This window comes from Streptomyces sp. NPDC021749, from assembly GCF_040640655.1.
GTDB lineage: Bacteria > Actinomycetota > Actinomycetes > Streptomycetales > Streptomycetaceae > Streptomyces.
This window is the reverse complement of record NZ_JBFACE010000016.1, coordinates 155,828-175,520: the sequence shown is the minus strand read 5'-3', so window position 1 is coordinate 175,520 and position 19,693 is coordinate 155,828. Positions and strand designations below refer to the sequence as shown.

The following is a 19,693-nucleotide window of genomic DNA, read 5'->3' as shown; positions in this document are numbered from 1 at the left end:
CGACGTGTGGCTGGTCGACTCCACCCCGGTCGGCTGCGGCTGCTCGCGGGAGACGACCAAGCGCTCGGACCTGGCAGGCTGGGCCCAGTACGGCTTTCATCCCGGACCGATCCGCGGGCGGCCCCCGCGGACGTAGGGTCGAAGGTGAACGGGATCCACGAATCGGGACCCACGAGTCGGGACGCACGAGTCGGGACGCACGAGTCGGGACCCACGAATCGGGACCCACGAATCGGGACCCACGAATCCGGACCCGCGAAGCGAGATGCACGAGCACGGTCCGGTAGGTCTGCCGGACGGTGCCTCCGTGCGCCTTCGCCAGGCGGGCGCTCGCGGCCGTCACCGAACGGGGCGACAGCGCCCGGTCCTTGAGGACGACGATGTACCGCCCGGGGAGGGTGTGGCCAGGGGTGCGGGCGCCGGTTGCGGGCCGGGGTTCCTGCGCCCGGGAGACCTGTCCGGCGAACAGGGGGAATGCCGTCGCGAGGGCGATGACCGCGGTGAACCTTCGTATGCCTGTGTGCACGGCTGCTCCTGAGGGGAGGGCGGCTGAGGGATGAGGCCGGTACCGGAGGCACCGAGTCCGGAAAGGCCGGTACCGGAAGGACTGAGTCCGGAAAGGTCGGTACCGGAAGACCGGACCCCATTGGTGTACCGACCGCCGGCCCTCCGCGGCGGCACAGCTTCGCCAGTGGCACAGATGCGCAAGTGGCACGGATGCGCAAGTGGCCGTGCTGTCGGGCGAGTCGGTGTGCGTGGCCGCGCACGACGAGGGCCCGCCACACGAGGTGGCGGGCCCGGTGAGGGGACGCTGCGGTCAGCTCAGCGCGCCGTCGTAGTCGGGGAGCTTGAACCCCTTTTCGTAGTGTCCGCCCTCGAAATCGGTGCTGCGGTTGCCCACGTTGGCGATGAGCGTGTACCCGGCCTCCTCGTACTTCTTGCGGCAGCCGAGCTTCACCGCGGCCTTGCCGGGGCTGTGGCCCTCCGGCTTGAGGCAGAGCCCGTCGACGGTGTACCCGGCCGAGGTGAGCTGCCTGGTCGTGGAGTTCTTCGAGCCGGCGCTGCGGTACGAGGCGAACAGCACGGCCGCGCCGTGCGCGTGCGCGTACTTCGTGGCGTCGAGGATCGCCTGGATGGGTTTTCCCTTGTCGTAGTGGGTGGCCAGGGAGGTGTTGTCGATGTCCAGGACGACCGCGGGCCGCTCGCCGCTGTGGACGTCGGCCAGTCGCTGCTCCAGGTGGCTACGGAGGTCGGCCGCTACGGGTGCGACGTCGGCGAGCCACTCGCTCTTGGACGGCAGCGAGTCCGCGCGGGTGGTGGCCTGCGTCGCCGTGGGGGCGGCCGATCCTGCCGTGGAGACGGCCTGCGCCGCCGCGGGGAGTGAGGCCAGGGCGCATATCGCCGCGCCGACGGTGAGAGCGATCTTCTTGCCGTGGTTCATGGTTCGCTGCTCCTTTGCACGATCGGGGTGCGGGGGCGCCCGGCTCCGGGGGGGGAGCCGGGCGGCCACCGGTGACCCGGTGGGGGGGCGGGGCACCGGTGAGAGGCCCCCGAAGTTGTTGCCTGCGGTGCATTGCCGGCGTCCTCTGCCGCCGTGGGGAGATTGGTATCCCAGTCGGCCGCCGGGTGGTGTCACAACTGCGCCAGTGGCGCTCTCGGGCACGCGTCACGAGTGGGGGCGCGGCGGTCGTCCACTGCTGCACGGCGGGGTCCGGAAGGGCTCAGATCCACTGTTTGCGGGCGGCGTGCAGGGCGAGTTGGAAGCGGTTGGCGGCGCCGGCGAGGAGGTAGAGGCGTTCCATGTGGCGGGAGAGGGTGCGGCGGCTGATGCCCAGCAACTGGGCGATGGTGTCGTCGGTGATCCCCGTCCCGAACAGCTCCAGGATGCGCCGCTGTACGGGGGCGAGCGCACGGGGCACCTGATCACTGAGGTGCATGGGGTAGCCGGCGCGCCATGAGGTCTCGAAGAGCCCGAGGAGCGCGGTCAGCAGACTCGACGGCCGTACGAGCAGCAGGCATTCGTTGGATTCCGCCTCGACGGACGACATCGACACGATCGCCACGCGCCGGTCGAAGACCGTGAGTTTGACCGGAACCGCCGTGAGGACCCGGGCCTTTTCGCCCGCGGCTATGCACGGCTGGATGTTCACCGCATAGTAGGCACTGTTCCGCACCGCCGAGTTCGAGTACACCACGCGATATTCAACGCCGCGCCGGAGATTGTGCACCTCGACGTCATTCGCGCCGCCGTCCGTGTGATAGGGCGGCGAATCGAAGCGGACGACTTCCGTCTCCACCGATTTTTCGAACTGCCAAATGCAGTCCACGATCTGCTGCGGCCCGGTCACCACTTCGACCAAATCGTCCATGGTCTGTGCGCCGGTGCAGCGCCGGTAGTCCCGGTAGGCGTGTAGCGCGGCCAGCCGGGCCCGCTGGACCTCGGCCGACCGGAGGTGGACCAGCCGGTCCAGGGCGAGGCTCGGCTCCGCGGGTGAGAGGGTGGCGTGATCGGGGCCACCGGCGACGACCAGCCCCAGCTCGATCAGGCGGTCGACGGACTCCGCGGCCCGTTCGGGATCCCATCCCAGCTCCGCCCCGAGCTGCCCGGCGCTGCGCCGCCCGGAGCGCAGCAGCGCCTGTAACGCCTCGGCCTCACGCGGCCCCACCCCGAGATCCCGGAGATATTCCGCCACGTTTCTGTCGTCCATATGCACTCCCCCAGCGACCGGTACTGATCCACCAGCGAGCGGCACAATGAAGCGGAGAATCCGAGACGAAGTAGACGGCACGTCATTACTGGCGATCAGGACGTCAATGGCGGACATCGTGCCATGGGGAGGGCGCCCGTCAAGTTGAATGCTCATAAATGAAGAGGAATCCGGGGAGGCATTCACTCAGATATGGACCAACCTGTGGCCGATATTTCCCCGAGCACCGCAAAAGGCGCTTGCGGGCGGTTCATCACCCGGCCGGAGCCGACCGCCCTCCCCGTCCCGGGTCACAAGTAACTGCCCGGTCACAAGTAACTGCTCAGTCACAAGTACTGCCCGGTCACAAGTACTGCCCGGTCACAGGTACTGCGCGAAGTCGTCCAGCGTTCGCAGGACCTCGCCCTCGTCTGCCGGGGGCAGTTGCAGCACCACCTCCTGGAGACCCAGGTCGCGGTAGTGGGCCAGCTTGCCCGGGGTCGGCCGGACCGCGTACGGCACCACCACGGGGTCGCCGGCGCGTCCCGCCTCCGACCAGGCCTGCCGCAGGACCGGCAGGGTCTCGGTCAGCCCGCGCCCGCCGATCGGCAGCCAGCCGTCCGCGTAGGCGGCGATCTCCGCGAAGAGCTTGGGGCCGGCCGCGCCGCCGAGGAGGGTGCGGGGGGCGCCGTGGGCCGGTTTGGGGTGGGCCAGGGAGGCCCGTACGGACCCGAACGGGCCGTCGTACGCGGTGGGTTCGTCGGCCCACAGGGCGCGCATCAGGGCCATCCGGTCGCGGGTCAGCGCGCGCCGGGTGGACCACGTGACCCCGTGGTCGGCGGCTTCCTCGACGTTCCAGCCGTAGCCGATGCCGAGGGTGAAGCGGCTGCCGGAGAGGAAGTCCAGGGTCGCGATCTGCTTGGCGAGGTCCACCGGGTCGTGCTGGGCGACGAGGGTGACGCCGGTGCCCAGGGCGAGCCGTTCGGTGACCGCGGCGGCCTGGGCGAGGGCGACGAACGGGTTCAGGGTGCGGCCGTATTCGCGGGGCAGCGGCTCGCCCATGGGGGCGGGGGTGTCACGGCTGGCCGGGATGTGGGTGTGTTCGGGGAGGTAGAGGCCGGCGAAGCCGCGCTGTTCCAGCTCGCGGGCCAGCCGGACCGGCCGGATCGTCTCGTCGGTCAGGAAGATCGTGGTCGCGATCCGCATGGTGGGGACCTCCGTCAGGCGGGTGGATGACGGCATGTTGCCGCACCGTCCGACGGTTATCCACAGGCCTTTCGCCGCGCGTCACGTCGGCGTACAACAGTTTTCACGGAACGCAACACGGCAGACGGAAGGGGGTGGAGCGGGATGGAACGACGCGACGTTCTGCGGATTTCGGCGCTCGCGGGCGCCACGGGAGCGCTCACGCTCGGCCGGGTGAGCTTCGCCGACGCGACACCGGCGGCCGGAGCACCGGGCGGCGGAGCGGGAAGCGGGAAGGAAGGCGGACCGGATGACGGGGCGGGCGGCGGGACGGGCGAGCAGACCCGCCGGGTGACGGGCCATCTGCCGCCCGGCACACCGGACTTCGTCTACCTCCCGGTCGAAGTACCGGGCGGCGTACGGGAGATCGCCGTCTCCTACCGCTATGACAAACCCACCGTCCCCGAAGGCACGGTCGGCAACGCCTGCGACATCGGCATCTTCGACGAACGGGGCACCGGCCTCGGCGGCGCGGGCTTCCGCGGCTGGTCCGGCGGGGCACGCTCGGAGTTCTTCCTCCGCGCCGACGACGCCACCCCCGGCTACCTCCCCGGGCCCGTCAACGAAGGCCTCTGGCACATCGCCCTCGGCCCGTACACCGTCGCACCGCAGGGGCTCTCCTACGACGTCACGATCACCCTGCGGTACGGCCCCCAGGGGCGGACGCCCCGGCCCGTCCACCCGCCGGAGCGCGCCCGGGGCCGCGGCCGCGCCTGGTACCGCGGCGACAACCATCTGCACTCGGTCCACTCCGACGGCAGGCGCACGCCCGCCGAGATCGCGGCGCTGGCCCGCGCCGCGGGGCTGGACTTCCTCACCACCACCGAGCACAACACCACCTCCGCGCACCGCGCCTGGGAGGGGCTGTGGGGGGACGACCTGCTGATCCTGACCGGCGAGGAGGTCACCACCCGCAACGGCCACGTGGTCGCGATGGGCACCGACCCCGGGGTCTTCATCGACTGGCGCTACCGCGCCCGGGACAACGCCTTCGGCAAGTACGCGCGGGCGATACGGCGGGCCGGCGGCCTGGTCATCCCGGCGCATCCGCACGCCACCTGCATCGGCTGCAACTGGAAGTTCGGGCTCAACGAAGCCGATGCGGTGGAGGTCTGGAACGGGCCGTACGGGCCCGATGACGAGGTCACCCTCGCCGAGTGGGACAACACCCTGGTCGCGCACATCCGCGGCCGCGGGGACTGGTTGCCGGCCGTCGGCCACAGCGACGCCCACCGCGACCCGGACGTCGTCGGCCTGCCGCAGACGGTGGTGCTCGCCGACGACCTCTCCCGTCGCGCCCTGCAGGACGGCATACGGGCGGGCCGGGTGTGGATCGCCGAGTCCTCGAAGATCGACCTGTCCTTCTCCGTCGCCGGTGAGCGCGGCGAACACGCCGGTATCGGCGGGCGGTTGGCGCTGTCCGGAGCGTCCAGGGTCACCGCGCGGCTGACGGTCTCCGGGGCCCCGGGCTGCACGGTCTCCTTCGTCACCGACCAGGGCCGCCTTCATACGGCCGCCCTACCGCCGTCCGGCGCGGACACCGTCACCTGGCAGACCACGCCCGATCATGCCGCCTACATACGCGCCGAGGTCCGGCACCCGACGACCACCCCCGGCCTCCCGGGCCCCATGGCGGCCCTGACCAACCCGGTGTTCCTGGACCGCCGGGGTTGAGGGACGGGGGGCGGAGGGACGGGCCGGAGGGTGAAGGGCGGAGGGACGGAGGGGCGGGTCGGAGGGGCGGAGGGGCTGGGCTGGGCTGGGCTGGGCTGGGCTGGGCTGGGCTGGGCTGGGGGAGGGTGGGCTGGGGGAGGGTGGGCTGGGGGAGGGTGGGGCGGGGGCCCCGGGGGAGGGGAACGAACGGCCGGCGCTACGGGCCCGCCCCACCCCACCCATGCCACCGCCCACCCTCACCCCTCACCCCTCACCCTCCCCCTCACCCCTCACCCTCCCCCTCACCCTCCCCCTCACCCCGCCCAAACGATCGCCTGCAGCTCGCTGTAGGCATGGAGGGCGTACGACCCGACGTCGCGGCCCACTCCGCTCCGTTTGAAGCCGCCGAACGGTGCCTCCATGTTGCGGCCGACGGTGTTCACCCCCACGCCCCCCGCGCGCAGCCGACGGGCCACGCGGAAGGCGCGGGCCGCATCGGCCGACCAGACGTAGTCGATCAGGCCGTAGTCACTGTCGTTGGCGAGCGCCACGGCCTCGTCGTCGTCGCCGTCGAACGGCACCACGGCGACCACCGGCCCGAAGATCTCCTCCCGGACCACGCGCATGTCCTTGGTGCAGTCGGCGAGCAGTGTGGGCGCGACGTAGAACCCCTTGTCGAGGTGTGCGGGCCGCTCCCCGCCCGCGACGACCGTGGCGCCCTCCTTGCGCCCCAGCTCCACGTAGGACTCGACACGGTCCCGGTGCGCGCCGGAGATGACGGGTCCGACGACGGTTCCCGGCGCCCGCGGATCACCGACCTTCAGGTAGCCCAGGTACGCGGTGAGCTTGTCGACGAACGCGTCGTACACGGAGCGGTGCACGATCGCCCGGGTCGGCGCCGTGCAGATCTGCCCGCTGTAGAAGGCGTACGTCGTCCCGATGCCGGCGACGGCGGAGTCCAGATCGGCGTCGTCGAGGACGATCGCCGCGCCCTTGCCGCCCAGCTCCATCAGCTGCCGCTTCATCCCGCGGCCGCACACCTCGGCGATGCGCTGCCCCACCGCCGTGGAGCCGGTGAAGCTGACCATGTCGACGTCGGGCGAGTCGACGGCGGCCTCACCGACGCCGACCGCGGTCCCGCTGACCACGTTCACGACACCGGGCGGCGCCCCCGCCTCCCTCAGCGCCTCGTCCAGCGCCTCCGCCATCCGGTACACCGACAGCGGATCCTGCGGGGCCGGCTTCACCAGGACGGTGTTGCCCATGGCGAGGGCCGGGGCGACCTTGCCGGCCGGGTTGGCCCACGGGTTGTTGTACGAGGTGATGCAGGTGACCACGCCGACCGGCTGCCGGACCGCGAGAGCGCCCAGTACGCCGCCTTGGCCCATCGGGCCCGCCTCGTTGATCTGCGGGGGCAGCGGCGTTTCGACCGGCTCCAGCGCCCCCTTGGCGTACCGCCGGAACCGGGCCACCGCCACCGCCAGCTGCATCCCGCGCGCGGTCGCGGTCGTTGCGCCGCTCTCCGCCTGGGCCAGTTCCGCGTACCGGCCCGCGTTGCGGTGGATGATGTCGGCGGCCTGGGAGAGGACGGCCGCGCGCTCCTCCGGACTGGTCCGGGACCATGGGGCGAAGGCCTCCCGGGCCGCCGCGGCCGCCGCGTGGACCTCGGCACGGCTCGCCTCGGGCGCAAGCCCCACGGTCTCCTCGGTCGCCGGGTCGATCACCTCGTAGTGACCGGCGTCGGGCGCGACCCACTCGCCGCCGATGAAGAGCCGCTGGTCGGCCGCGGTCACCGGGACCTCACCGATCGGCGGGCGCCCCGCTTCCCCGCCCCGACGCTCCCCCGCACCGCCCGCTTCCTCGCCCCCACGCTCCCCGGCACCACCCACTCCCCCGCCCCGACGATCCCCGGCACCACCCGGTCCCCCGCCCCGACGCTCCCCCGCACCGCCCGCTCCCCCGCCCCCACGGTCCCGCTCACCGCGTGCTCACCGTCCTGGTGTCCCGCCCCGAGCGCAGCACCGTGCCGGGCGTCGCACCCGTCACCCGGTCCGCGCGGATCGCCTCGACGCCGTTGACCCACACCGCCGTCACACCGATCGCCTTCGAGTCCAGCCGCGGACTGTCCCCCGGCAGGTCGTGGACCAGCGTGGCCTTCCCCGCGTCGATCCGCTCCGGGTCGAAGAGGACCAGGTCCGCGTGCCAGCCCTCCTGGATCTGGCCGCGCTCACGCAGTCCGAACAGCCGCGCCGGGTCGTCGGTCAGCATCTTCACCGCCTGTTCCAGCCCCACCAGCTTCCGGCCGCGCAGACAGTCGCCGAGGAACCGGGTGGTGTACGGCGCCCCGCACATCCGGTCCAGGTGTGCTCCGGCGTCCGAGCCGCCCAGCAGGACGTCCTCGTGCTGCCAGGTCTCGGCGCGCAGCGTCCAGGAGTCCGGGTCGTTGTCGGTGGGCATGGGCCACAGGACCGTCCGCAGCCGGTCGTTGGCGCAGATCTCGACGAGGCAGGCGAAGGGCTCCTGGCCGCGTTCGGCGGCGATGTCCCGTACGACCCGGCCGGTCAGGCCCTCGTTCGCGGCGGAGTAGGTGTCGCCGATGACGTACCGGCCGAAGTCGGTGAGGCGCCGGAAGACGCCGGCTTCCTCGCTGGCCGCGCGCCGCAGCATCTGCGCGCGGACCGCGGGGTCACGGAGCCGGGCGATCCGCTCGTCGACCGGCAGCCCGAGGATCTCGCCCCAGCCGGGGATCAGGTTCAGCGCGCAGAAGGTGCCCAGCGACATGTTCATGGGCGTGAGGATCGGCATGGTCAGCGCGACGATCCGGCCGCCCGCCTTGCGGGCCCGCTCGCTCGCGGTCAGCTGCCGGGGCACCCGGTCCGGTACGGCGGCGTCGATGGTCAGGACGTTCCAGTTCAGCGGGCGCCCGGCCGCCGCGCTCATCTCCACCAGCAGGTCGATCTCGGCATCGCTGAACCGGTCGAGGCAGCCGGCCACGATCGCCTCGATCTGGGTGCCCTCGTGCTCGGCGACCGCCCGTGAGAGGGCGAGCAGTTCGTCCGGCCCGGCGTGCCGGGAGGCGACCGGCCGGCCGTCACCGTCGGAGTGGGTGGAGGACTGGGTGGTGGAGAGTCCCCAGGCGCCCGCGTCCATGGCCTCGTGGAAGAGGGCGAGCATCTCGGCCAGCTGCCGGCCGGTGGGCTGCCCGCCCACCGCGTCCGGCCCCATCACATACCGGCGCAGCGCGCAATGTCCCACCATGAAGCCGGCGTTGACGGCGATCCGGCCCTCCAGGGCGTCCAGGTACTCCCCGAAGGAGTGCCAGGTCCACGGCGCGCCCTCCTCCAGTGCCACCAGGGACATGCCCTCCACTTTGGACATCATCCGCCGGGTGTAGTCGGCGTCCTCGGGGCGGGCGGGGTTCAGGGGCGCGAGCGTGAAACCGCAGTTGCCGCCCGCGACGGTCGTCACACCGTGGTTGAGCGAGGGCGTCGCGTACGGGTCCCAGAACAGCTGGGCGTCGTAGTGGGTGTGCGGATCGACGAAGCCGGGGGCGAGGACCAGCCCGGTCGCGTCCTCCGCCGAGCGCGAGTCCTCGCGCACCCCGCCCGGTCCGGTGACGACGGCGATCCGGCCGCCCCGGATGCCGACGTCGGCGCGGTACGCGGGCGCGCCCGTACCGTCGACGACGGTCGCGCCCTTGATCAGGTGGTCGAGCATGGCGGCAGTGCCTCCCCTCATTGCCGGCGCGCTGCCGGTCCCGTCAGTGGCCTGGCAGCGCGCCGGCGTCAGTTCCGGTTCGTGGCCGGCTCAGTTGCCGGCCGCCTGGCGGAATCGGGTCGTCCGGTGCACCGGGTCGGTGTCGATCTTCGGGATGACGTGCTCCCCGATCAGCTTGATCGTGTTCATGGTGTCCTCGTACGAAATGCCGATCGGCAGACCGAAGCTCAGCTGGTCGGCACCGGCCTGCTCCCAGCGCTTGCACTGCCGGAGCACCTCGTCGGGGTCGCCGCAGATCATCAGCTCCTCGGCGATCAGCAGCTCGATGATCTCGGCGGTGTAGTCCGGCAGCAGCTCGGGCCACTCCGGGATGCCGTCCGGCCGCGGGAAGGTGTCGTGGTAGCGGAACACCAGCGACTGCAGGTAGTTGAGCCCGCCGTGGACGGCGATCTGCACCGCCTTCTCGTGCGTCTCGGCGCAGATCGCGGTGGACGTCACCATCACGTTGTCGTTGACGAAGTCGCCCACCGGCTCGGCGTCCCGGATCGCGGTCTTGTACTGCTCCAGCACCCACTCCATGTCGGCGACCTTCTGGACGCTGAAGCCGAGCACGCCCAGCCCCTTCCGGGCCGCCATCGCGTACGAGGGCGGCGACCCGGCCGCGTACCACATCGCGGGGTGCGAGGCCCCGTACGGCTTGGGGAAGACCTTCCGTGGGGGCAGCTGCCAGTGCTTGCCCTGGAATCCGGGGTACTCCTCCTGGAGCCACATTTTGGGGAACTCGGCGATGGTCTCTTCCCAGATCTCCTTGGTGTGGTTCATGTCCGTGATCCCCGGCAGGAAGCCGAGGATCTCGTGCGAACCGGCGCCCCGCCCGCTGCCGAACTCGAAGCGCCCCTCGGAGAGGTGGTCAAGCATCGCGACCTTCTCGGCGACCTTCACGGGGTGGTTGACCTGCGCCAACGGGTTGAAGATCCCGGCCCCGAGGTGGATCCGCTCGGTCGCGTGGGCGAGGTATCCGAGGAAGACGTCGTTGGCGGAGAGGTGGGAGTACTCCTCCAGGAAGTGGTGCTCCGACGCCCAGGCGTACTTGAACCCGGAGGCGTCCGCCTGGATGACGTACTCGGTCTCCTCCATCAGCGCCTTGTGCTCCGCGAGCGGGTCGGTCCTGGCCCGCTTGCCCACGTATCCCTGTACGAAGAGGCCGAATTCCACAGTGGATCACCGTCCCTGTATCCGCCGCCCGGCGTGCCCCGACGCGCGTGCCCGGGCGCCCGCCCGACGACTATCTGACGAACCGTCAGCTCTCGATTGCGCCGACTGTTCCACCACCGCCCAGCACCGTCAAGAGCACCGGACGGCATTACCTGATGCTGCATCAGATGAGCTGCCTCAGAGGACGCTCACCCCGGCCAGCCAGCCCCCGTCCACCACGAACGGCTGGCCCGTGATGTACGCCGAGTCCTCCTCGGACGTCAGGAACAGCGCGAGCCGCGCGACCTCCTCCGGGCGCCCCACCCGCCCCAGCGGCACCAGCTTGCGGTACAGCTCGTCCAGCGCCGCCGCGGCCTCGTCAGCGTCGGCCGTGGGGTCGAGCTGGGCGGGGTTGCTCATGGCGGTGTCGATCGCGCCCGGGCAGACGGCGTTCACCCGGATCCCCTTCGGCGCGAGCTCCAGCGCCGCGACCCGGGTCAGCCCCACGATCGCGTGCTTGGTCGCGGTGTACGCCCCGACGTACGCCATCCCCGTCACGCCCGTGTACGACGCCGTGTTCACGATCGTGCCGCCGCCGGCCGCCGCTATCTCCGGCGCGGCCGTCTTGATCCCGAGGAACGCCCCGACCTGGTTGACCTGCACGATCTGCTGGAACTCGGCCAGCGGGGTGGCGGTCAGCTCGTTGAACCGCAGGATCCCGGCGTTGTTGACCAGCCCGTCGACCTTCCCGTACGCCTGCCGGGCGGCCGCCACCGCCGCCACCCACTGCTCCTCCTGGCTCACGTCCAGATGGACGTAGCGCGCGGCCTCGCCGATCTCCTTCGCGACGGCCTCGCCCTGCTCGTCGAGGACGTCGGCCAGCACGACCCGCGCCCCCTCCGCCGCGAACAGCCGCGCCTCCTGCTCACCCTGCCCACGCGCCGCCCCGGTGATGAGAACGACCCGCCCGTCGAGCTTGCCCATGCCGGTACTCCCTACTGGATGAAAGTGCGGAGCCATGTGTCACTGCCGAAGGTGCGGATGCCATGCCCTTGCCGAAGGTGCGGAGTCACGTCACTACCGAAGGTGCGGAGTCACGTCACTGCCGAAAGCGCGGAAGCCATGCCGCTGCCGAAGGCGCGGAGCCCTGTCCCTGCCGAAGGCGCCTGTCACACGCAGAGGTGCGGGGCGACCTCCGCCCCGAACGCCACCATCTGATCGACGAGTTCGGCCCGACTCCGACTGCGGAACCGCACCTGGAGCTGCCGCACGCCCATCTCCCCGTACGCCCGCAACGACTCGGCGACCGCCTCCGGCTTGCCCCGGACGGTGTGCCGCCCGACGTCCCAGCCCGGCTCCCCCACGTACACCGGCTCGGCGATCGCCCCGATCACCACCGGTTCGGTGACCCCCGCCGCCTCCCGCGCCGCCCGGAGCCGCGCGATCTGCCGGGGCAACCGCTCCCGCCGGTCCCCCTGTGGCAGCCAGCCGTCCCCGCGCTCCGCGGCCCGGCGTACGGCGGCGGGCGAGGAGCCGCCCACCCAGATCGGCGGCCGGGGCGTCTGTACGGGCCGCGGCGCCTGCCCCAGCCCCTCGAACGCGAACCGCTCGCCCGCGAACTCGGGGAACTCCTCCGGCCCGAGCGCCGCCTTCAGCGCATCGATCGTCTCGTCGAGCACCGCGCCCCGCCGCGCGAAGTCCACCCCCAGCGCTTGAAACTCCTCGGCCACATGCCCGGCGCCCACCCCGAGAATCAGCCGCCCGCCCGACAACCGGTCCAGCGTCGCGTACTGCTTCGCCGTGAGCAGCGGATGCCGGAAGGCGACCACCGCCACATGGCTCAGCAGCCGCACCCGCTCCGTCACCGCGGCCAGATGCGCGAGCGTGGCCACCGGGTCGTACCAGACGGTACCCATCGCCTCCGCCAGCCGCCGCGGAATCGCCAGATGCTCGCAACAGGCGACATACGCGAACCCGCACCGGTCCGCGACCCGCGCGATCTCCACCAGGTCCGCCGGCCCCGCCCCGGCCTCCCACTCCTCCGCAAACACCCTGCTCTGCGCCTGCACCGGCAACTGCATCCCATACGCCAGCCGCCCGCCATCCCCAGGCCGCCACACGCCGCCCTCACCCATCGCCGCCTCCGCCCGAATGTCTCCCATAGCTGACACTCCGTCAGTTCGGACTCGCGCGGACATCGTCGTGCCTGGCGCTTCATCAGGCAAGGGAGGGGGACAGTAGGCCGGCAGCCGCGCTCGCCCGGGCACGCAGAACGCGCCGAACGAGCGCGGCAGGACCCCGAAGGGGGTTGATCACTCGCCTACCGTCTCGTTGTCACCGGCCAACCGTTCTCCCCGGCTGACGGCGACACGGTGGACATCGACCAATGTGGCCCGCAACTGGCAGCACAGGAACCGCAGCTCCTTGTCCGTCGCCTCGCTGTCCGCGAGCAGGTCGGCGGCGTGCTCGATCAGCCCCCGTGCCATCTCCAGTTGCACGGCTTCAAAGCGGTCCACCAGGAACGAGAAGGCGCCCCGGGGTCCGCCGTCACTGACGAGAAGGCACGTCTTCCCCTCGGGTGTCGTATGGCAACAACTTTCGTCAGGTTGGCCATGCCCCGGGCCGCCCTGCATGCGGCCGCGGGGGTCCTCATCGGTCGTACGAGGAACGACCGTAGGACCCCGAAGGAGGGTGAAGGGGCACAGTTTGCACCCCTCTGTTCACGCGGCCAATACCCCCGTCTTCACGGCCAGTTCGCTGGCACGACGTCGCTGCGCCGGGCTCTTCGACTCCGTCTCTTCCAGCACGATGCGTCGCGCGTAGCCGTTGTAGCGGACGGTCTCCGGTGCCGCCTCGTGCGCATTGCCGAGAGCGGCGAGGGCGGCCCCCCGCTGGCCGTCGAGCTGATTGCCGCGGGCTTCCTCGATGCGGTGCCGCGCCCGGCGCGGCCGGGACGGAATCGTCGTCGCGTCCGCCGCAGATGCCTGACGTACGCTCTCCGCTCCCGCATGCAGCTCGACCGCGACCGTGACCGCGTGGGCTCCTATGACGGCTCGGGAGAACGAGGTCATGGGGTGGTAGTAGTCGGCGGGGAGCCGCTCCGCCACAGCGCGGGCCGTGTCCCAGTACCGCCAGGCGGTTCCGGTTTCGCCCCGGCGCGCCGCGGTGTACCCCGCTTCGAACTGCAGCGCTCCGGCGATGGCGAGAACGTCGTCGCTCGCCTCGGGCAGGAAGCGTTCGAGATGGCGGAGGGCTTCCAGATTCACTGCATCCGCGGCCTCGAAATGCGCATGCCCGCTGTCGCGGTGCGCCTGTGTCGCCAGCCAGGCGGCCATCCCGATGACGTGCGGGTCCTCCGATTCCTGGGCTGCGATCATTCCGCGCTCCACCACTCTGTGCAGCCGTCCGCCCTCGACCTGCTTGACCCAACTCGGCTACTTCCCCAGCAGGCCGGCCAGGACAGTGCGGCTCATCCCCCTCCGGGTCCGCAGGATCTGCATACGCTGCCCGAAGACCAGCGGCTCGGCGTACGGGTCCGGAGTGGCATCTGACGTCACGGCCTTGCCCCTCTCTGTCCATCTCGTGACTCTCAGAGTACGGGCGGGTCGCCGTGCGTGGTGATCCCTGTGGAAAAACCTGCCGCGCTGCCCGAACCGCTCACCGGCCCGGCCCTCAGCGCGACGGTCTGCGGGGGTGGGTGGCGGGGGTGGACCCCTCCGGTAAGGTCGCTCTCTTCGCCCGGTGGGAGCCGGTGTGCGGAGTCATGAAAGCCGGTTGACGGTGTTCATCAACGGAACCGATTCCTGCCCGCCCCTCCGGCTGGAGGTCGCGCTGGAGCGCCTGACCGGCGCCTTTCGTGGGATGACGGCCCACCCCGACGAGAGCAACTGTGAGTGCCACTGGGGCAGCGCGGAGGAGCTGGCGCAGCTGAAGGTGGCGGATGTGGTGCTGGAGCCGGATCTGCTGCGGCGTACCTGGAAGGCGGTCGACTGGGCGTTTCCCGGGGAGGTGCTGCGGCGGATCCTGCCGCAGTTCGCCGCGGAGATCGTCGCCGGGCGGGCCGAGCCGCTCTTCGGCATGGAAGAGGTCGGCAAGGCGTTCGCCCGCGGCCGGTGGCAGGCGTGGCCGGACGGGCAGGCCGCGGCGGTACGGGAGTTCCTGCGCGCCTGGTGGGCACACACGCTGACCGACCCCCGCGCCGCCGTACCCGCGCACGAGGTCCTCGCCTGCTGTGCCGAGGCGTCCGGCACGCTCACCCCGTGGCTCGCGGCATGGGCGGCGCAGAGTGGCCCGGTGGCCGACCGGCGGCTGGCCGAGGCGGTGGAGGAGTGGGAGTACGACCTGCTCAGGGACGAGCTGCCCTGGCACGCCTGGGAGGGCGAGGACGAGCTGTGCGCCGAACTCGCCGGCTGGCTGGTCCGGCACGCACCGGCCCGGCTGCGGTCGCAGGGCGCTCCCGAGGAGCTGTTGCAGCACGTGCGGCTGCTCGGCCTCACCGGCGAGGACCGCTGGGACGATCCGCACTGGCCTTGGCAGACGTACTGATCCCGGGCCGGTGCCTGGTGTCGTACCGCGGGTCGCGCGAGCAAGCTCAAGCGGCCCCAGGTGCCCGCGCGAGCAAGCCCCAGCGGGCCCAGGTGCCCGAACCCACGGAGTCCGCGCCCCGGCTCAGCCCACCCCACGGCGCCCCGCCCCCGCTCAGCCCACCCCTCGGCTCAGCCCGCCCAGAGGCCCTCCGCCGTGAGGCCCAGCAGGTCGATCGCGTTGCCGCGGACGATGCGTTCCACCACGTCCGGCGGCAGGTGGCCCATCTGGGTCTCGCCGACCTCCCTGGACTTGGGCCAGGTGGAGTCGGAGTGCGGGTAGTCCGTCTCGTACAGGACGTTGCCGACGCCGATCGCGTCCAGGTTGCGCAGGCCGAAGGCGTCGTCGAAGAAGCAGCCGTGGACGTGCTCGGCGAAGAGTTCGGAGGGCGGGCGGAGGACCTTGTCGGCGACGCCGCCCCAGGCGCGGTTCTCCTCCCAGACGACGTCGGCGCGCTCCAGGATGTACGGGATCCAGCCGATCTGCCCCTCGGCGTACATGATCTTCAGTCGGGGGAAGCGGTCGAACTTGCCGCTCATCAGCCAGTCGGTCATGGAGAAGCAGCAGTTGGCGAAGGTGATCGTCGAGCCGACGGCGGGCGGCGCGTCGGCCGAGGTGGACGGCATCTTCGACGACGAGCCGATGTGCATGGCGATGACGGTGCCGGTCTCGTCGCAGGCCCGCAGGAACGGGTCCCAGTAGTCGGTGTGGATGCTGGGCAGCCCCAGGTGGGGCGGGATCTCGCTGAAGCAGACCGCGCGTACGCCGCGGGCCGCGTTGCGCCGTACTTCCGCGGCGGCCAGTTCCGCGTCCCAGAGGGGGACGAGGGTGAGCGGGATCAGCCGGCCCTGCGCCTGCGGGCCGCACCATTCCTCCACCATCCAGTCGTTGTACGCGCGCACCCCCAGCAGCCCGAGCTCGCGGTCCTTGGCCTCGGTGAAGGTCTGGCCACAGAAGCGGGGGAAGGTGGGGAAACACAGGGCGGACTGCACGTGGTTGACGTCCATGTCTGCGAGCCGCTCGGGGACGCTGTAGGAGCCGGGGCGCATCTGCTCGTACGTGATGCCTTCGAGCTTGATGTCGTCGCGGGCGTACCCGACGGCGGTGTCGAGGCGGGTCAGCGGCCGGTGCAGGTCCTCGTAGACCCACCAGTCGGCTATCGGCCCGTCATCGCCCGGGGCGCCCATCCTCGGGGCGAACTTGCCGCCCACGAAGGTCATTTCCGCGAGCGGTGCCCGGACGATGCGGGGGCCGGTGTCCTGGTATTTCGACGGGAGCCGGTCCCGCCAGACGTGAGGGGGCTCCACCGTGTGGTCGTCCACCGAGATGATCCTGGGGAAGGTCTCCATGCGGTCACGGTAGCGTGGAACTGACGACCCGTCAGCTACCCGAAGAGGGCCCGCCTCCCACCAGGGGCGCACGGAAGGCCGCACTCCGCGCCCTCACCGTGCGCCCCCGGCGCCCCCGGCCCCGTCAGCCGGGGAGGCTTTGTGCACGGTCCGGACCCCTACTGACGTAAGGGGCCGCGACAAGGCAGACTGGCCGTTGCGCACAGCGAGAAGGTGCATACAGCGAGATGGCGCATACAGCGCGGACGGATGCCACAGGGCAGGGGGACACCATGGACGACGGTCCGGGGCGGGAGCGGCTCCGCTTCACCGTGCTCGGTCCCGTACGGGCCTGGCGCGGCGCAACGCCGCTGGCGGCGGGCTCCCCGCAGCAGCGAGCGCTGCTGGCCGCACTACTGCTGCGCGGCGGACGGACCGCCACCGCGCCCGAGCTGGTCGACGCCCTGTGGGGCGACGAACCACCGCACGCCGCGCTCGCCGCGCTGCGGACGTACGCGTCCCGGCTCCGCAAGGCCCTGGGCGACGACGCCGAGGCCCTGGTCAGCGAGTCGGGCGGCTATGCGCTGCGGCCGGTGGACGGCCTCCCGCTGGATCTCGACCACGACCACGCGGAGCAGTACGCCTCCGAGGCGGAGAAGGCCAGGGCGGCCGGCGACCGGGCCCGGGCCCGGGAACTCCTCGACAAGGCCCTGACGTTGTGGGACGGCGAGCCGCTGGCCGGCCTGGCCGGCCCGTACGCCGAGACCCAGCGCACCCGCCTCCACGAGTGGCGGCTGTCCCTCAACGAGGCCCGCCTCGAACTGGACCTGGAACTCGGCCACCACGCCGACGCGGTCTCCGAACTCACCGCCCTGACCGCCGCCCACCCGCTGCGCGAGCGCCTGCGCGAACTGCTGATGCTGGCCCTGTACCGCAGCGGCCGCCAGGCGGAGGCACTCGCGGTCTACACCGACACCCGCCAGCTCCTCGACCGCGAACTGGGCGTGGACCCGTGCGCCTCGCTGGCGGAGCTGCAGCAGCGGATTCTGCGGGCCGATCCGGAGCTGGACCTTCCCGTCGTGGTCCAGGACGGCGCCGACCCGGCGGAGCCGGTCTTCGTCCGTCCGCATCAGCTTCCGGCCACGGTGTCGGACTTCACCGGCCGGGCCTCGTTCGTCGCCGAGCTCAGCGACCAACTCGCCACCGCCGAGGGCCGCGTGATGGCGGTGTCCGCCCTCACCGGCATCGGCGGCGTCGGCAAGACGACGCTGGCCGTCCACGTCGCGCACGCCGCGCACCGCCACTTCCCCGACGGACAGCTGTACGTCGACCTCCAGGGAGCCGGGCACGCACCGTCCGACCCCGAGGCGGTCCTCGGCGCCTTCCTCCGCGCCCTGGGGACACCCGACGCCTCCATCCCGAACGGTGTCGAGGAACGCGCCGCCCTGTACCGCTCGTCCCTCGCCGGACGCCGGGTGCTCGCCCTCCTCGACAACGCCCGGGACGCGGCCCAGGTACGTCCCCTGCTGCCCGGCACGGAGGGCTGCGCCGCGCTGATCACCAGCCGTACCCGCATGATCGACCTCGCCGGTGCCCATCTCGTCGACCTCGATGTGATGAGTCCGGAGGAAGCGCTGACGCTCTTCACGCTCATCGTCGGCGAGGAGCGGGTGAACGCCGAACGCGAGGCGTCGATGGACGTCGTCGGTGCCTGCGGCTTCCTCCCGCTCGCCATCCGCATCGCCGCCTCCCGGCTGGCGGCCCGCCGCACCTGGACGGTCTCCGTCCTCGCCCGCAAGCTCGCCGACGAACGCCGCCGGCTGGACGAACTGCGGGCCGGCGACCTCGCCGTCAAGGCCACGTTCGAGCTGGGCTACGGGCAGTTGGAGCCCGAGCAGGCCCGGGCGTTCCGGCTCCTGGGCCTCGCCGACGGACCGGACATCTCGCTGGCCGCGGCCGCCGCGCTGCTCGACATGGACACCGACTCGACGGAGCTGCTGCTGGAGTCCCTCGTGGACACCTCCCTGCTGGAGTCGGCGGCTCCCGGCCGGTACCGCTTCCACGACCTCGTACGCCTCTACGCCCGTTCCTGCGCGGAGCGCGACGAGCAGCCCCCGGAGGAGCGCGACGCGGCGCTCTCCCGGCTGCTGGACTTCTACCTGGCCACGGCGGCCCACATGTACGAGCTGGAGCGGCCCGGCGACCGTCTCGTCGACCAGATGGAGACGCCGCACTACCCGGGGCTGTCCTTCACGGACCGTGCGGAGGCGCTGGGCTGGCTGTTCAGCGAGACCCGGTGCCTGATCGCCTGCGCCTTGCAGAACACCGGCCCGGACACCCTGCGGCGGGCCGTGGACCTGCTGCTGCTCACCCGCGACATGGCCGAGTCCGGTGCCAACAACCGCCAGTACGAACAGGCCAGTCTCGCCCTGCTCGACGCCGCCCTGAAGGCGGACGACAAGCACGCCGCCGGGCGGGCCCACTGGTCGCTGTCGCCGTTCTACACCCAGTCGGGCATGCTCACCGAGGCGGACGAGCACGCCAAGCTCGCCACCCTGCTCGGGCTCGCTTCAGGCGATTCGTTCTCCGCCTCCCAAGGGCCCAACGACCGGGGCATCATCGCCAGCATCCGGCACCAGCACGAGGAGGCGGAGGGCTACCTCAACCAGGCGCTGGTGGCCTTCCGGGAGAACGGGAACAAGCAGTCCGAGGCGAGCGCGCTGTGCAACCTCTCCCGGGTGCACCTCGACACCGGCCGGATCGACAGCGCGATCCAGCTCGCCGAACAGGGCACCGCCTGCTACCGCGAAGCCGGCGCCTCCCGCCGGCTGGGCAACGGCATGTACGCGCTGGGCATGGCGCTCACGCTCGCCAACCGGCTGGACGAGGCGACCGAGCAACTGACCCATGCGCTCACCATCTTCCGGGACAGCCGGCAGCGGTTCTGGGAAGGCATGACCTATCTGCGGCTGGCCGAGGTCGACCTCGCAGCACACCGCCCGGCCAACGCCGCCAACTACGCGGAGCAGGCCCTGACCGCTCTCCGGGGAATCGGCGGCGGCCGCTGGCGGGCGAGCGCGCTGACGACTCTCGGGCACGCGCTGCACCAGATCGGGCACTCCGGGCGCGCGAAGGTGTGCTGGCAGGAGGTCCTCTCCATCCACGAGCAGCTGGGCCTGCCCGTGAACGACGAGCTGCAGCGCCTCCTCTCCCTGGCGGCCATCGCATAACGCCTGGTCAGAGCCCGCAGCGTCGGCGTTTATCGATCGTTCATCGTCGCGGGCC

Annotated in this window: 13 protein-coding genes and 2 pseudogenes; 4 read left to right on the top strand and 11 right to left on the bottom strand. The window is 71.7% G+C overall.

Annotated features, from left to right (window positions below; all coding sequences use genetic code 11):
- Positions 1 to 97 (top strand): annotated as a pseudogene (locus AB0G35_RS18560) (IS982 family transposase); the annotation flags it as partial.
- A gap of 720 nt (positions 98 to 817) precedes the next feature.
- Here AB0G35_RS18560 and AB0G35_RS18555 read toward each other — a convergent pair.
- From AB0G35_RS18555 to AB0G35_RS18545, 3 genes are all read right to left on the bottom strand, one after another.
- The gene (locus AB0G35_RS18555) at positions 818 to 1,441 is read right to left on the bottom strand and encodes an HAD family acid phosphatase (protein ID WP_360949963.1); all 624 of its coding nucleotides are present in this window, start codon (positions 1,439 to 1,441) and stop codon (positions 818 to 820) included.
- Positions 1,442 to 1,721: 280 nt separating this feature from the next.
- Complete coding sequence (locus AB0G35_RS18550; protein WP_360949960.1) at positions 1,722 to 2,708, bottom strand: MarR family transcriptional regulator; 987 nt, start codon at positions 2,706 to 2,708, stop codon at positions 1,722 to 1,724.
- A gap of 360 nt (positions 2,709 to 3,068) precedes the next feature.
- Positions 3,069 to 3,893, bottom strand: coding sequence for a TIGR03619 family F420-dependent LLM class oxidoreductase (locus tag AB0G35_RS18545; RefSeq protein ID WP_360949994.1), 825 nt, complete (start codon positions 3,891 to 3,893; stop codon positions 3,069 to 3,071).
- Positions 3,894 to 4,037: 144 nt separating this feature from the next.
- On the opposite strand from AB0G35_RS18545, the gene AB0G35_RS18540 reads away from it, so the two are divergent.
- Positions 4,038 to 5,606: a CehA/McbA family metallohydrolase gene (locus AB0G35_RS18540; RefSeq protein ID WP_360949957.1), complete on the top strand. Its 1,569-nt coding sequence runs from the start codon at positions 4,038 to 4,040 to the stop codon at positions 5,604 to 5,606.
- A gap of 293 nt (positions 5,607 to 5,899) precedes the next feature.
- On the opposite strand, the gene AB0G35_RS18535 is transcribed toward AB0G35_RS18540, so the two are convergent.
- From AB0G35_RS18535 to AB0G35_RS18505, 7 genes and pseudogenes are all read right to left on the bottom strand, one after another.
- Positions 5,900 to 7,378 (bottom strand): aldehyde dehydrogenase family protein, encoded by a 1,479-nt coding sequence (locus tag AB0G35_RS18535; protein WP_360949954.1) that lies wholly within the window; start codon positions 7,376 to 7,378, stop codon positions 5,900 to 5,902.
- Positions 7,379 to 7,562: 184 nt separating this feature from the next.
- Positions 7,563 to 9,302, bottom strand: a complete 1,740-nt coding sequence (locus AB0G35_RS18530; RefSeq protein WP_360949951.1) for a D-aminoacylase — start codon at positions 9,300 to 9,302, stop codon at positions 7,563 to 7,565.
- 90 nt (positions 9,303 to 9,392) lie between these two features.
- Entirely contained in the window at positions 9,393 to 10,517 is a 1,125-nt protein-coding gene (locus tag AB0G35_RS18525; protein WP_360949948.1) for an LLM class flavin-dependent oxidoreductase, read from the bottom strand.
- 177 nt (positions 10,518 to 10,694) lie between these two features.
- On the bottom strand, positions 10,695 to 11,480 hold the full coding sequence (locus tag AB0G35_RS18520; protein WP_360949945.1) for a glucose 1-dehydrogenase: 786 nt from the start codon (positions 11,478 to 11,480) through the stop codon (positions 10,695 to 10,697).
- A gap of 185 nt (positions 11,481 to 11,665) precedes the next feature.
- Complete coding sequence (locus AB0G35_RS18515) at positions 11,666 to 12,631, bottom strand: TIGR03619 family F420-dependent LLM class oxidoreductase (RefSeq protein ID WP_360949991.1); 966 nt, start codon at positions 12,629 to 12,631, stop codon at positions 11,666 to 11,668.
- A 177-nt stretch (positions 12,632 to 12,808) separates the two neighbouring features.
- The gene (locus tag AB0G35_RS18510) at positions 12,809 to 13,012 is read right to left on the bottom strand and encodes a hypothetical protein (protein ID WP_360949942.1); all 204 of its coding nucleotides are present in this window, start codon (positions 13,010 to 13,012) and stop codon (positions 12,809 to 12,811) included.
- A 204-nt stretch (positions 13,013 to 13,216) separates the two neighbouring features.
- Positions 13,217 to 14,053: pseudogene (locus AB0G35_RS18505) on the bottom strand (helix-turn-helix transcriptional regulator).
- Between the two features lie 223 nt (positions 14,054 to 14,276).
- On the opposite strand from AB0G35_RS18505, the gene AB0G35_RS18500 reads away from it, so the two are divergent.
- The gene (locus AB0G35_RS18500; protein ID WP_360949939.1) at positions 14,277 to 15,041 is read left to right on the top strand and encodes a hypothetical protein; all 765 of its coding nucleotides are present in this window, start codon (positions 14,277 to 14,279) and stop codon (positions 15,039 to 15,041) included.
- Positions 15,042 to 15,211: 170 nt separating this feature from the next.
- Here the strand turns inward: AB0G35_RS18500 and AB0G35_RS18495 are convergent, their stop codons facing one another.
- Positions 15,212 to 16,429, bottom strand: coding sequence for an amidohydrolase family protein (locus AB0G35_RS18495; RefSeq protein WP_360949936.1), 1,218 nt, complete (start codon positions 16,427 to 16,429; stop codon positions 15,212 to 15,214).
- A 272-nt stretch (positions 16,430 to 16,701) separates the two neighbouring features.
- Between AB0G35_RS18495 and AB0G35_RS18490 the strand changes: the two genes are divergently transcribed.
- Positions 16,702 to 19,638 (top strand): BTAD domain-containing putative transcriptional regulator, encoded by a 2,937-nt coding sequence (locus AB0G35_RS18490; protein WP_360949933.1) that lies wholly within the window; start codon positions 16,702 to 16,704, stop codon positions 19,636 to 19,638.
- Positions 19,639 to 19,693: the final 55 nt, after the last annotated feature.